Annotated in this window: 16 protein-coding genes; 5 read left to right on the top strand and 11 right to left on the bottom strand. The window is 70.7% G+C overall.

The annotated features are described in order from the left end of the window. From ACQ860_RS03955 to ACQ860_RS03935, 5 genes are all read right to left on the bottom strand, one after another. Complete coding sequence (locus ACQ860_RS03955; RefSeq protein WP_431302109.1) at positions 1-330, bottom strand: DUF6285 domain-containing protein; 330 nt, start codon at positions 328-330, stop codon at positions 1-3. Beyond that, positions 314-1,288 (bottom strand): phosphotransferase family protein, encoded by a 975-nt coding sequence (locus tag ACQ860_RS03950; protein WP_431302108.1) that lies wholly within the window; start codon positions 1,286-1,288, stop codon positions 314-316. The genes ACQ860_RS03955 and ACQ860_RS03950 overlap by 17 nt, the downstream gene beginning before the upstream one ends. After that, positions 1,281-2,486, bottom strand: a complete 1,206-nt coding sequence (locus ACQ860_RS03945) for an acyl-CoA dehydrogenase family protein (protein WP_431302107.1) — start codon at positions 2,484-2,486, stop codon at positions 1,281-1,283. Before ACQ860_RS03945 ends, ACQ860_RS03950 begins: the two co-directional genes overlap by 8 nt. 12 nt (positions 2,487-2,498) lie before the next feature. After that, positions 2,499-3,236: an SDR family NAD(P)-dependent oxidoreductase gene (locus tag ACQ860_RS03940; protein WP_431302106.1), complete on the bottom strand. Its 738-nt coding sequence runs from the start codon at positions 3,234-3,236 to the stop codon at positions 2,499-2,501. A gap of 62 nt (positions 3,237-3,298) precedes the next feature. Further along, positions 3,299-4,246: a Bug family tripartite tricarboxylate transporter substrate binding protein gene (locus ACQ860_RS03935; protein ID WP_431302105.1), complete on the bottom strand. Its 948-nt coding sequence runs from the start codon at positions 4,244-4,246 to the stop codon at positions 3,299-3,301. 141 nt (positions 4,247-4,387) lie between these two features. Between ACQ860_RS03935 and ACQ860_RS03930 the strand changes: the two genes are divergently transcribed. From ACQ860_RS03930 to ACQ860_RS03910, 5 genes are read left to right on the top strand one after another with little or no spacing between them, the layout of a single operon-like run. Then, on the top strand, positions 4,388-5,302 hold the full coding sequence (locus ACQ860_RS03930; RefSeq protein WP_431302104.1) for an ABC transporter substrate-binding protein: 915 nt from the start codon (positions 4,388-4,390) through the stop codon (positions 5,300-5,302). Between the two features lie 17 nt (positions 5,303-5,319). After that, positions 5,320-6,717 carry a 3-isopropylmalate dehydratase large subunit gene (gene leuC / locus ACQ860_RS03925; RefSeq protein WP_431302103.1) on the top strand — a complete coding sequence of 466 codons (1,398 nt, stop codon included), beginning with the start codon at positions 5,320-5,322 and terminating at the stop codon, positions 6,715-6,717. Position 6,718: 1 nt separating this feature from the next. Further along, complete coding sequence (leuD, locus tag ACQ860_RS03920) at positions 6,719-7,342, top strand: 3-isopropylmalate dehydratase small subunit (protein ID WP_431302102.1); 624 nt, start codon at positions 6,719-6,721, stop codon at positions 7,340-7,342. Further along, positions 7,339-8,433: a 3-isopropylmalate dehydrogenase gene (gene leuB / locus ACQ860_RS03915; RefSeq protein ID WP_431302101.1), complete on the top strand. Its 1,095-nt coding sequence runs from the start codon at positions 7,339-7,341 to the stop codon at positions 8,431-8,433. The genes leuD and leuB overlap by 4 nt, the downstream gene beginning before the upstream one ends. Before the next feature lie 4 nt (positions 8,434-8,437). Then, positions 8,438-8,785: a response regulator gene (locus ACQ860_RS03910; RefSeq protein WP_431302100.1), complete on the top strand. Its 348-nt coding sequence runs from the start codon at positions 8,438-8,440 to the stop codon at positions 8,783-8,785. A 5-nt stretch (positions 8,786-8,790) separates the two neighbouring features. Here ACQ860_RS03910 and ACQ860_RS03905 read toward each other — a convergent pair whose 3' ends face one another. The 6 genes from ACQ860_RS03905 to ACQ860_RS03880 all read right to left on the bottom strand — a co-directional run bounded on the left by ACQ860_RS03905 (position 8,791) and on the right by ACQ860_RS03880 (position 13,010). Next, positions 8,791-10,011 (bottom strand): beta-ketoacyl synthase N-terminal-like domain-containing protein, encoded by a 1,221-nt coding sequence (locus ACQ860_RS03905; RefSeq protein ID WP_431302099.1) that lies wholly within the window; start codon positions 10,009-10,011, stop codon positions 8,791-8,793. Next, entirely contained in the window at positions 10,011-11,075 is a 1,065-nt protein-coding gene (locus tag ACQ860_RS03900) for a beta-ketoacyl-ACP synthase (RefSeq protein WP_431302098.1), read from the bottom strand. Before ACQ860_RS03900 ends, ACQ860_RS03905 begins: the two co-directional genes overlap by 1 nt. Further along, the gene (locus tag ACQ860_RS03895) at positions 11,075-11,521 is read right to left on the bottom strand and encodes a 3-hydroxyacyl-ACP dehydratase FabZ family protein (protein WP_431302097.1); all 447 of its coding nucleotides are present in this window, start codon (positions 11,519-11,521) and stop codon (positions 11,075-11,077) included. Before ACQ860_RS03895 ends, ACQ860_RS03900 begins: the two co-directional genes overlap by 1 nt. A 5-nt stretch (positions 11,522-11,526) precedes the next feature. Continuing rightward, a complete protein-coding gene (locus ACQ860_RS03890) occupies positions 11,527-11,820 on the bottom strand; it encodes an acyl carrier protein (protein ID WP_213611940.1) in 294 nt (97 codons plus the stop codon). Between the two features lie 77 nt (positions 11,821-11,897). Beyond that, complete coding sequence (locus ACQ860_RS03885) at positions 11,898-12,479, bottom strand: anthranilate synthase component II (protein WP_431302096.1); 582 nt, start codon at positions 12,477-12,479, stop codon at positions 11,898-11,900. Positions 12,480-12,692: 213 nt separating this feature from the next. Continuing rightward, positions 12,693-13,010 carry a hypothetical protein gene (locus tag ACQ860_RS03880; protein ID WP_431302095.1) on the bottom strand — a complete coding sequence of 106 codons (318 nt, stop codon included), beginning with the start codon at positions 13,008-13,010 and terminating at the stop codon, positions 12,693-12,695.

Here is a 13,010-nt window from a genome sequence, read left to right as displayed (position 1 = left end):
TTACCCCAGGGCCCGTGGGTTTGTCACGGCACAGCGCATGCGGACCATCTCGCGGAGCAGGGCGGCCGCGCCTGTGTAGGCGGGCGTCCCCGGCTGGTACGCGCCGGCGCGGATGCGGGAGGCGAAATGCGCGAGGTCCTCGGCGAAGCTCGCCACGCGTGCCTCCAGCGGCTTCGGGTCCACCGCGCCGGCTCGGCCCGCGATCGCCATGGCGTTGGCGATCATCCGCGCCTCGTAATGCAGATGGGCGGGCAGGGCGGGCAGCAGCTTCTCGAGCAGCGCCGCGCGGGCCGTCGCCAGCAGGTCGGCCGCGTCAGGCTGTTCCAGCATCGAGCGCCTCCACCTGGGCCAGGATGTCCATCTCAAGCTCCGGGATGATCTGCGCGGTCAGCGCGAGTTCCAGGCTCCGCTCCACGCCCGAGATATGCCGCGCCCCCTGATCGGCTGCGATCACCGCCCAGCGGATGGTCGCTCCCAGTTCCCAGAAGGGCAGGCGGGACGGATCGGCGCCCGGCCCATACCCCTTCAGGAAGGCCGCGCGGGAGCCGAGGCCGCCGGCCTCCAGCGCGCGATTGCCGAAGCGCCAGCAGGGCGCGCAGAACCAGCCGAGATCCGCATGCGGGTCGCCCCAGGCGGCGAATTCCCAGTCGAGCACGGCGGTGACGGCTTGGCCCTCGATCATCAGGTTCCCCGTGCGGAAATCATTGTGGTTCAGCACGGGGGCCACGGGCGGCGGCAGATGCCGCTCCATGGCCGCCAGGCCCCATTCGACCACCGGGCGCGGCGTGGCGGCTTCATCCAGCCGCGCGCGCATCGCCGTGATGAAGGCCGCCCCAGCATCCGCGGGCGGCGTGCCCAGGAAAGCGAGGTCCGCGCGCGGTGGCGTGATGCGGTGGATGCGCGCCAGTTCTGCGCCGAGCGCCCGCACCAGTACGTCATCGCCCCCCTGCGCGGCGGCGGCCTTGGCCAGGCGAAAGCCCGTCGCCGTGCCGCGCACGCGGCGCATCACGAAGAAGGGCGTGCCGATGACGCTGCGGTCCTCGCAAAGCCTCAGCGGCTCCGGCACCGTCACCCCTTCGGCATGCGCGGCCCGCAGCAGCGCGAATTCGGCCGAGCGCGGCAGGGAGACGGCGAGCGTCGCGGCATTGTCCGTCCGCAGCACCCACTCCTCGCCACCTTCGAGCGTCAGCGCCCAATTCTGTTGGATCGCCCCGCCTGAAAGCAGGCTGGCCTGCGTGATGCGAAGGCCGAGCCAGGCTTCCAGCGCGCTCCGCCGCGCCTCATCCATGCGTGCGCCAGCCGAAATACTCGCTGCCCTCGCGCCGCAGGAAATTGGCGATCACCATGCGATGCACCTCGGAGGCGCCATCCACCAGGCGCGCCTGGCGGGCATAGCGGTACATCCACTCCACCGGCGTGTCCTTGGAGTAGCCCTTGGCGCCGAGCAGCTGGATCGCGGTGTCCGCCGCGCGCTGCAGCGCATCGGCGGCGACGATCTTGGCCGTGCTGATCTCCTTGCGGGCGAAATCGCCCTGGTCGAGCTTCCAGGCGGCGCGCATCGTCAGCAGGCGGGCGATGTCGAGCTGCATCGCCGCTTCGCCCACCATCATCTGCACGCTCTCCTTCTCGGCGAGCTTCTGGCCGAAGGCGTGCCGCTCCTCGATGCGCGCCATCGCGATCTCCAGCGCGCGGCGGCCCATGCCGGTCCAGCGCATGCAGTGGGTGAGGCGCGCTGGGCCCAAGCGGATCTGCGTCATCTTCAGCCCGTCGCCGACACCCATGAGGATGTTCTCGTCCGCGACCTCGAGCCCGTCGAAGGTGATCTCGCAATGCCCGCCATGTTCCTCCGGTCCCATGATCGGGATGCGGCGCTCGATCTTCCAGCCGGGCTGGTCGGCGTGGAACAGGAAGGCGGTCAGCCCCTTGCGCGGATCATCGCTGGTGCGGGCCATGACGATGAAGTGCCTGCTCTCGCCGGCGCCGGTGATGAACCACTTGCGGCCGTAGATCTTCCAACGGTCATTGCCCACGCGTTCGGCGTAAGTCTTGGTCATCCCGGGGTCGCTGCCCGCGCCATCGGGCTCCGTCATCGCGAAGCTGGACTGCACCTCGCCGCGGACGACGGGCATCATCCACCATTCCTTCTGCGCGGCGGTGCCGACCTTGTTCAGCACCATCATGTTGCCGTCATCGGGGGCCGCCGAATTGAAGCAGACGGGGCCGAAGATGGAGCGGTTCATCTCCTCGTAGCAGGCCGCCATGCCGGTGAAGGGCAGGCCCTGGCCGCCGACATCCTCCGGCATCTGCAGGCACCAGAGACCCGCGGCCTTCACCTCGGCGCGCAGCGTCTTCAGCAGGTCCGGCGCGATGTTCTCGTGGTGGTCATAGCTCTTGGGGTCGCGCTCCAGCGGGATCAGCCGGTCCTGCACGAAGGCGCGCACGCCCTGGCGCTTGGCTTCGCTCTTGGCGTCGAGGGTGAAGTCCATGGAAGTGCTCTTTCAGAGGGGATTGATGCTGTGGCCGCCATCCACGGTGATGACGCTGCCCGTCATGTGCGCGCCGGCCCGGGACGCCAGCAGCAGCAGCGGTCCGTCCAGGTCCTCCGCCTTGCCCAGGCGTCGCTGGGGGATCCGCTTGATCATCGCCTGGCCCGCGTCCGAGGCGAAGAAATCGGCATTGATGTCGGAGGCGATATAGCCGGGTGCGATCGCATTCACGCGGATGTCGTGGCGCGCGAGTTCGACGGCCATCTGCCGCGTCATCTGGATCAGCCCGGCCTTGGCGGCGGTGTAGCCGACCACGCCCGGGATCACGCGCTCACCCAGCACGGAGGCGATGTTGATGATGGAGCCGCCGGTCTTGTTCGCCACCATCCGCCGCGCCGCCGCCTGGCCGACGAGGAAGGCGCCGCGCAGGTTGATGGAGACCACCTGGTCGAAATCCGCCGCTTTGTGATCGAGGAATGATTTGGTCGCCGCGATGCCGGCATTGTTCACCAGGATGTCGCAATCGGGTGCCGCTTCGAAGGCGGCGGCGATGCTCGCCTCATCCTGCACGTCGAGGCGGATGGCGCTTGCCTCCGGCCCCAGTTGCCGCGCCAGCGCCTCGCAGGATTCGATGCGCCGCGCGGCCAGGACCACCTGGGCGCCGGCCGCATGCAGCACACGTGCGAAATGCGCGCCCAGCAGGCCCGAGGCGCCGGTGATGAAGGCCTTGCGGCCTCGCAGTGAAAACATGGCCTTGCGCCCTCCCGCCCCGAAGATCGGGGCGGGGCGGCGGATGGTCAACCCAAGGGGCTTCAGCCGGGGGTGATTCGCGCCACGATCGGCGCCCAGCGCGCGACTTCGGCGGCCACATGCCGCGCCGCGGCCTCGGGCGAGGGGTCGGGCCAGGTCTCGACATTGGCGGCGAGCAGCCTGGCCTTCACCCCCGGATCAGCCACGGCGGCCAGGGCTGCCGCCTGCACCGCCCGCCGCGCCTCTTCCGGCCCGCCCGGCCGGGTGAAGAGCACCTGCCAGGCGGTCAGGTCATAGCCGGGCAGGGCGCTGGCGATGGGCGGCAGGCCGGGGGCCAGCGCCGAGGCCTCGGCACTCGTCACGGCGATGGGCTTGAGCTTGCCGTCGCGGATCAGCGGCATCATCAGCGTCGGGCTGTCGATGGAGAAGTTCATCCGCCCCGCCAGCAGGTCCTGCACGGCGGCGGCGGCGGTGCGGTAGGGCACGATGGTGAATTGCGTGCCGGAGAGCTGCTTGAAGAACTCGCCCGCCAGATGGTTCGTGGCGCCGGGATTGGCCGAGCCGTAATTGGCCGCCTCGCCCCGCGCCCGCAGCCAGGCCAGCAGGCCGGGCAGGTCGTTCGCCGGGACGTCGGGATGAACGGCGAGGATGAAGGGCTGCCGGCCAATGCCGGCGACGGCCACGAAATCGGTCACGGGGTCATGCGGGAAATTCGGATAGACCGCGCGCATCACCGGGTGGTTGTTGGTGCCGATGAAGAGGGTCTGCCCGTCATTCGCCGCGCGGTGGAAGGCGGCCGCGCCGACGGTGCTGCCGGCGCCCACCACATTCTCCGGCACGATGGGCTGGCCGAGTTGCCCCTGCATGCCTTCCGCCAGGATGCGACCCACCACATCCGTCACGCCCGCGACTCCGACCGGGATGATGAGGCGCAACGGCCGCGTGAACTGCGCCTGCGCGGCAACAGGCGTGAGCGTGGCGGCGGCGAGCAGGTGGCGGCGGTGCAGCATGACGGGGCCTCTCTTGGCGGTGCGTCCAGTCTGATCGGCTTTGGTGGAATCGCCAAAGATGTGAATCAGCCCGGCAGCAATCGCGGGCCGCGGGGAGCAACCTCGGTTGATCCCCCACGGCCCGTGCCGCAGGATGCCGGGATGCGCCAGATCACCCTGCAAGAGCCCTTCCGGGCCGTCTTCTACGCCCCCTACTACGCAGCCCTGGCGCGCGACGCCTATGCCCAGGCGGGTGTGAGCGTCACGGTCCGCGCCGGCACCCAGCCATCGCTGGCCAAGGATGCGGTGCTGGAGGGCCACGCGCATCTGGCCTGGGGCGGGCCCATGCGAATCCTTCTGGCGCACAATGCCGACCCCGATTCCCCCCTGCGCAATTTCGGCGCCGCCATCCTGGGCGACCCCTTCTTCCTGATCGGCCGCGCGCCGCGCCCCGGTTTCAAGCTGACCGACCTCGAGGGGATGAAGCTCGGCACGGTGAGCGAGGTGCCCACCCCCTGGTGGACCCTGCAGGACGACATCCGCCGCGCCGGCCTGGACCCCGACGGCATCGCCCGCGTGACCGACCAGCCCATGGCCGCCAATGCCGCCGCCGTGATGGAAGGCCGCCTCGACGCGGCCCAGCTTTTCGAGCCCTTCGCCAGCCAGATGGAGCGGGACGGCACCGGCCATGTCTGGCATGCGGCGGCCTCGCGCGGGCCCACCAGCTACACCACCTTCTATTCGACGGCCGCCAACATCGCCGAATACGCGCCGGAGTTCCGCGCGATGATCCGTGGCCTGGCCGCGACGCAGGCCTGGTTCATGGCCGCCACGCCGGAGGAGATCGCCGCCACCATCGCGGGCTTTTTCGAGGGCATGGACCAGGCGCTGCTCGCCCTCTGCATCGCCCGCTATCGCGGTCTTGGCATCTGGACGAAGGACCCGCATTTCCCGCCAGAGCCGTGGAACCGCCTCGAATCGGCCATGCTCAGCGCGGGCGCCATCCAGCGGGCGCCCGGCTATGCACATTGCGTGGATGACGCCATCGTCACCGCCGCACTTCAAGAGACGCAGTGATCCCTCGGGAGGGGACGATGCCCAAAACGATGTTCGACAAGATCTGGGACCGGCACGTCATCGCCGATCTCGGGGAAGGCTGGTCGCTGCTCTATCTCGACCGCATCCTGGTCCATGATCTGAGCGGCGGCCGCGCCATGGCGGAACTGGCCGAAGCCGGGCGCCGCGTCGCCGAGCCGAAGAAGGTCTTCGCCACGCCGGACCACGCCGTCTCCTCGGCACCCGGCCGCACGGCCGCGAGCTATCCGAAGGGCGAGCGCCTGATCAATTCGCTGCGCGAACGCTGCGCCGCCGAGGGCGTGCGCATGTTCGACCTGAACAAGCCGGGCAATGGCATCGTCCATGTCATCGCGCCCGAATTGGGCATCGTGCTGCCGGGCCTGACGCTCGCCTGCGGCGACAGCCACACCTGCACCAATGGCGGCGTGGGGGCCATGGCCTTCGGGATCGGCGCCAGCGAACTGGGCCATGCGCTGGCCACGCAGACCCTGCCGCAGCGCCGGCCGGGCACCTTCCGCATCCGCTTCGAGGGCGAGCGCCCGCCCGGTGTCACCGCGAAGGACATGATCCTTGCCGCCATCGGCCGCTTCAGTGCCGCCGCCGGCACCGGAATGGCGATGGAGTACGCCGGCAGCGCCGTGCGCGCGCTGTCGATGGAGGAGCGCCTGACACTCTGCAACCTCTCCATCGAGATGGGGGCCAAGGTCGGCATGGTGGCGCCGGATGACGTCACCTTCGAATACCTCGCCGGCCGCGAATATGCGCCGAAGGGCGCCGCCTGGGAGGCCGCTTTGCGCGACTGGCGCGAGTTGCCCAGCGACCCCGGCGCGACATTCACCCGCGACGAGGTCATCCACATGCGCGACATCGCGCCGCAGATCACCTGGGGCACCAGCCCCGAGCAGGTCGCCGCCGTCACCTCCCATGTGCCTGATCCGCGCGAGGCGCCGAATGACGCGAAGCGCGCCGCCTGGGAAGCCGCTCTCGACTATATGGGCCTGCAGCCCGGCCAGAAGCTGGAGGGCACGCGGGTGGACTGGGTCTTCATCGGCTCCTGCACCAATTCCCGCCTCTCCGACCTGCGGGCCGCCGCCGCGGTCATCAAGGGCCGCAGGAAGGCCGATCACGTCACCGCCTGGGTGGTCCCGGGCAGCGAGACGGTGAAGGCCGAAGCCGAGGCGGAAGGGCTGCACCACCGCTTCCGCGAGGCCGGCTTCGAATGGCGCGAGCCAGGCTGCGCCCTCTGCGTCGCGGCCAATGGCGAATCCGTGCCCGATGGCGCGCGCTGCGTCTCCACCTCCAACCGCAATTTCGTGGGCCGCCAGGGCACCGGGGCGCGCACCCATCTGGCCTCCCCCGCCATGGCCGCGGCCGCCGCACTCGCCGGCGCCATCGTGGATGTGAGGAGCTTCTGAGATGGAAAACTTCCAATCCGTCACCGGCTGCGCCATCCCGCTGATGGAGGCCAATGTGGACACGGATGTGATCATCCCGATCCAGCGCCTGGTCGGCACCGGCCGCAAGGGTCTCGGGGTCCATGCCTTCGAGCGCCGCCGCTATCTGCCCGACGGCCGTGACAATCCCGACTTCATCCCGAACCAGGCGCCCTATCGAGAAAGCCCCATCCTGCTGGCGGCGGAAAACTTCGGCTGCGGCTCCTCCCGCGAGGGCGCGGTCTGGGCGCTGATGGGCATGGGCGTGCGCTGCGTCATCGCCCCCAGCTTCGGCGATATCTTCTTCTCCAATTGCTTCCAGAACGGGCTGCTGCCTGTGAAGCTGCCGATCGAGGTGGTGCGCCGCATCGCGGAGGAAACCCAGGCCAGCCCCGGCAATGCCCGCACCACGGTGGACCTGGAGCGCCAGGTGGTCATCACCCCCTCCGGCGAGGCCATTCCCTTCACCGTGGACCAGCGCAAGCGCGAGGCGATGCTGCACGGGCTGGACGACATCGCGCTCACGATGAAGCACGCCGATGCCATCGAGGCCTGGAAGGCCAAGGACCGCGCCGAGCGCGGCTGGGCCTGGGAGAATGTGGCATGAAGGTCCTCGTCCTGCCCGGCGATGGCGTGGGCCCCGAGGTCACGGCCGAGGCCGTGCGCGTCCTGCGTTGGTTCGCCGAGCATCGCGGCCTCGCCCTCACGCTGATCGAGCGCGATTTCGGCATCGTGAACTGGCACAAGCACGGCACGCTGATGCCCGACGAGACCTGGGCGCAGATCGAAGCGGCCGATGCCATCCTCTTCGGCGCCACTGGCTCCATCGACCAGCAGGGCGTGGTCCCGCCGGAGGAGCGGCGCAAGGGCTCGCTGCTGCGGATGCGCAAGGCGCTCGACCTCTTCGCCAATCTCCGCCCGGTGCGGATGCCGGCGGCACTCGCCGAGGCCAGCCCCTACAAGCCGCGCATCACGCAGGGCGTGGATCTCTGCTTCGTGCGCGAACTCACGGCGGGCATGTATTTCGGCACCCCGCGCGGCGTCGAGACGTTGCCCGATGGCACGCGGCGGGGGATCAACACGCACAGCTACACCGAGGCCGAGATCGCCCGCGCCGCTCGCTTCGCCTTCCAGCTCGCCCGCACGCGGCGCAACCATGTGACCAGCGTGGACAAGGCGAATGTGATGGAGGCCGGCGCCCTCTGGCGCGAGGTGGTGGGCAAGATCCATCGCGAGGAATTTCCCGATGTGGAATTCCAGAACATGCTGGCCGATAATTGCGCCATCCAGCTCGCCCGCGCGCCCGGCCGCTTCGACGTGCTGGTGACCGACAACCTCTTCGGGGACCTGCTGAGCGATGCGGCCGGCGCCATCATCGGCTCGCTCGGCATGCTGCCCTCGGCCTCGCTCTCCGCCCCCGATGCCACGGGCCGCCGCCGCGCGCTCTACGAGCCCATCCACGGCTCGGCGCCCGACATCGCGGGGCAGGGCATCGCCAACCCCTTGGGCGCCATCCTCTCCGTCGCCATGCTGCTGCGCTGGAGCGCCAACCGCCCCGAGGACGCGGCGGCCCTGGAGCGGGCGGTGGAGCAGGCCCTGGCGAAAGGCGCCCGCACCGGCGACATCGCCGCGGAAGGCGAGACGGTGATCGGCACCCGTGCCATGGGCGATGCGGTGCTTGCGGCCCTCGCCGGCTGACGCGATGGGCGCGCGTATCCTCCTGGTCGAGGACCAGCCGCTCATCGCGCTGCACATGGCGGAACTGCTGGCCCTCGAAGGCTTCGAGGTGATGGGCCCGGCCCATGCCGTGGCTCCGGCGCTCGATCTCATCGCGCAAGGGCCGCCGGATGCGGCGCTGCTCGATCTCGATCTGGGCGGCGTCACCTGCCTGCCGGTGGCCGAGGCGCTGGCGGCCCAGGACGTGCCCTTCGCCTTCCTCTCCGGCCACGGCGTGGAGCACCTGCCCGCCGCGATGCACGACCGGCCCCTGATCGCCAAGCCGGCCATGCCGGAACCGCTGCTCGCCGCGCTGCGGGCCTTGCTCGGCTGACCGCCTCAGGCGGCGCCGATCACCACGGCCACGTTCTGGCCGCCAAAGCCGAAGGAATTGGACAGGGCGGCGCGGAAGCTGTGCGGCCGCGCCACGGGGATGGTGTCCACGCCCAGATCCGGGTCCACATCCGCCTGGTTGATGGTGGGCGGCAGCATCTGGTGGCGCAGCGCCAGCAGGCAGATTCCGGCCTCGATCGCGCCCGCGGCCGAGAGCGTGTGGCCGATCATGGATTTGGTCGAACCCACGGGCGGCGGCGGCGCGTCGCCGAAGAGCGCGCGCACCGCCATCGCCTCCATCTTGTCGTTCTCGGGCGTGGAGGTGCCATGCGCGTTGACATAGCCGATCTCGGCCGGCGTCAGCCCCGCATCATCCAGGGCGCGCTGCATGCAGCGGATGATGGCCGAGCCGTCGGGCGCGGAGCGCGTGCGGTGGAAGGTGTCGGCCGCCTCGCCCGCGCCCAGCACATAGCCGAGGATGTTGGCCCCGCGCGCCCGCGCGTGGTCCTCATCCTCCAGGATCAGGGCGCCGGCGCCATCGGCCATGACGAAGCCGTCGCGCGAGAGGGTGAAGGGGCGCGAGGCGCCCTCCGGGTCGTCATTGCGCGTCGAGAGCGCCTGGAGCAGGCCGAAGCGGATCAGCGTCTCGGGCTGCAGGCTGGCCTCGCTGCCGGCGGCGATCGCCATCTTCGCCTCGCCGCGGCGGATGGCCTCCAGCGCCAATTGGATGGCCGAGGCGCCGGAGGCGCAGGCGGTGGTCACCACCTGCGGAACGCCCCGCGTGCCGAAGCGCTCGGCGATGCGGGTCGCGGCACCGCCGAAGAGGAACTCCTCATACAGCGCCTGCTGCCCGGCCGCGGCCTGGATCAGTCCGGCATAGGTCGTGCCACCGAAGCCCGCGCGCTGCGGCCATTCGATCTCGACCGGCGGCATGCCGATGCAAAGGGGCCCGTCGAAGGGCGCGGCAAGGCCTGCCTGGGCCAGCGCCTCGCCCACCGCGGCCTCGCCCAGGCGCTGCGCGCGGGCGGAGACGGAAAGCGGCAGGCCCGGCTTGTCCTCCGGCAAATCCACGCAGCCGGCGATGCTGGCGCGCATGCCGGTCGTGTCGAAGCGCGTGATGCGGCGGATGCCCGAGCGGCCGGCGACCATGGCCGCCCAATTCGCCTCGGCGCCGAAGCCCAGCGCGGTCACCATGCCCAGCCCGGTGATGGCGATGCGCTTGTTCATCAGGGCGCCTCCAGCAGGGCCACGGCCTCGCCGCGCCATTGCCCGGCGCCGGTGACGAGCACCTGCTTCGCACGGCCTTCCGCGATGGCGAGTGCCGCGAGTGCCACGCCGGCCGGGAAGGCGGGTTCGACCAGGTGGCCGAGGAGATCGGCCGAGAAGAGATCGGGGGCCAAGCCGAGGGCGGTCAGCTCGTCCCGCGTCGCGGCCTCGGCGCCGCTGGCCGTCGAGATCACCATGCAGCCGCCCGCGCGCGCGGGTGTTGCGGCCAGCAGGGCCGCGAGGCGTGCCACGCGGCCCTCCGGCCGGCCCTGGTCGGTCGCCACATGGCGCAGGATGGCGGCCGGCTTCGTGGCCCGCTCCAGCGGCTCCAGCGTCAGGAAGGCGCCGGCGCTGCCGAAGACGATGCCGCGCCGCTCGGGCAGGGGCAGCCAGGGGCCGGCATGCAGCACATCGCCCATGGCGAAGAGCAGCAGAACCTCGGGCCGTTCGGAGGCGAAGGCGCCGCCCACCAGGCAGAGGTCGGAGGTGGCGGTCGCGACACGCGCGGCGGCCACGCGCAGCGCCTCGGCGCCCGAGATCTCCTCGCCCAGGAAGGTGCGGGACGAGCCGGCGACGTTGTGGACGATGGAGATCGAGCCCGCCATGAGGTTGGAGAGCTGCGCCAGGAAGAGCGTCGGCCGCAGCCCGTCCAGCAGCATGCGGTGCCGCTGCACCTCATCCGGCGCCGCGGCCAGGATCTGCTCGTCCAGCTTCCAGTCGCGCTCGCCGCCGCCGGCGGCGACCAGCAGGTCCATCTCGGACACGCGTTCGCGGAGGCCCCCATCGTCGATGGCGAGGCCGGCGGTGTAGACGCCGAGGCGCTGCCATTGCTCCATCTGGCGCATCTCGCGGCGCGGGATCGCGGCCTCGAAGGGCAAAGCGGGCAGGGGATGGACCGGGTGGGGGGCGAAGCTCACTTCGTCCAGCACCGGGGCCGCGCCGCCCAGGAGTGCGGCATGCGCCGCCCGGCCCTCGCCATGCGAGGAAGCGAGGCCGATGCCGGTGATGGCGACGGGGCGCAGCATCAGGCGAGACCGATCACGGAAGCGCGGGCGCGCACGGCGGATTCCAGCTCGGGCGCCGGGAAGGGCAGGGTCTGCAGGCGCAGCGTCGCCTCGGCCACCTTGCGCCCGGCCTCGGTGAGCGCGCCGCGCAGCTCGGCATAGCCGGAGCTCTCCTGCAGCAGCTCCACCGCGATGGTGAGGACGGCGCCGGGCTTGACCATGCCGCGCATCTTGGCCTCGCGCGTCTGGGCCAGTAGCGCCATGCGGGTGAAGCCGCTGCGCGCCACCATCAGCCAACCGCTGGCCTGGGCCATGGCCTCGATCATCAGCACGCCGGGCAGGATGGGGAAGCCGGGGAAATGCCCCTCGAAGACCGGGCTCGCATCGGGCACGCGCGCCTCGGCGGTGAGGGTGGTCGCGTCATGCGCCAGCACCCGGTCCACCATCTCGAAATATTCGAGGCGCAAGGTCCTCAGCCCTGCTTGGCCGCGACCAGCTCGTCAATGCGATCGCACAGCGCGCCGAGGATGAAGAACTGCTCGGCCGGGGCCTTGCCGCTGTTCACCTGCTCGGTCCAGGCCTCGACCGGGACCTTCACGCCGAAGCGCTTGTCGATCTCGAAGACGATGTCGAGGAAGTCGAGGCTGTCGATGCCCAGGTCATTGATGACATGGGCCTGGGGCGTGATCTTCGCCCGGTCCACGCTCGCCGTCTCGGCGATGATGTCGGCGATGGTCTCGAAGGTATTGGACGCGGCCGGGGACATGGCGGCGGACTCCGTGCGGATGATGGATCGGCACGCGGTTTGGCGCGGATGGCCGCTTCTGTCCAGCCGGGCGGGGGCTAGGCCGCGACGCGGGCGGCCGCCAGGAAGTTCTTCAGGATGGCATGCCCATGCTCGGAGGCGATGCTCTCGGGGTGGAACTGCACGCCATGGATGGGCAGTTCGCGATGACTGAGGCCCATGATCAGCCCATCCTCCGTCTCCGCCGTGATGTCCAGCGCGGCGGGCAGGCTTGACCGCTCCACGATCAGCGAGTGGTAGCGCGTGGCCCGGAAGGGCGAGGGCAGGCCCGCGAAGACGCCGCGCCCCTCATGCAGCACGTCCCAGACCTTGCCATGCACCGGCTCGGGCGCGCGGATGACATTGCCCCCGAAGGCCTGGCCGATCGCCTGGTGGCCCAGGCAGACGCCCATGAGCGGCAGGCGGGCCTCCGCGCAGGCGGCGATGAGGGGGAGGCAGATGCCAGCCTCATTGGGCGTGCAGGGGCCGGGCGAGAGCATCACCGCATCGGGCCGGAGCGCGAAGACGTCCTGCACCGTCAGCGCGTCGTTGCGGCGCACCACCGGCTCCACCCCCAGGTCACCCAGGAAGTGGTACAGGTTGAAGGTGAAGCTGTCGTAATTGTCGATGAGCAGGAGCATGCGGGCAAACTGCCCGCCCGCCGCCGCCTGCGTCAACCTCGCGCATGATCCGCCGCGGCGAAACGCCGGGGCGGTGAATCATCCGCGCAGCAATCTCGCGCATGATCCGCCGCGGCGAAACGCCGAGGCGGTGAATCATCCGCGCAGCAATCTCGCGCATGATCCGCCGCGGCGGAACGCCGAGGCGGTAAATCATCCGCGCAGCCGAAAGCCTCAGCCCGCCGGCCGGTCCTGCCGGATCGCGATGCAATTGGGATCGCCCAGCGGGCAGCCCACGATATAGACGGCGCGCTGGCCGCAGCCCGCCACCCCCACCGTGTATTCCGCGCGTTCGACGGCGCGGCGCAGATCCTCGGGGATGACGACGCGGCTCGACAGAACGCTGCCCTGGGCGGCCGGGCAGTTCATCTCGAAGCGCGCCCGCGCCTCGGCCGTGCGGATCGCCGGGGCGTCGCCGCCCGCCAGGAGCTGGTCGGTGGATTGGCAGCCCGCGAGGGCAACCAGCAGGGCGAGGGGGGCGAGGCGACGCAT

It is taken from the genome of Sediminicoccus sp. BL-A-41-H5 (assembly GCF_050632405.1).
Taxonomy (GTDB): Bacteria; Pseudomonadota; Alphaproteobacteria; order Acetobacterales; family Acetobacteraceae; genus Roseococcus.
Note: the sequence above shows the minus strand (reverse complement) of the source record. Positions and strands in the feature narration are given on the sequence as shown.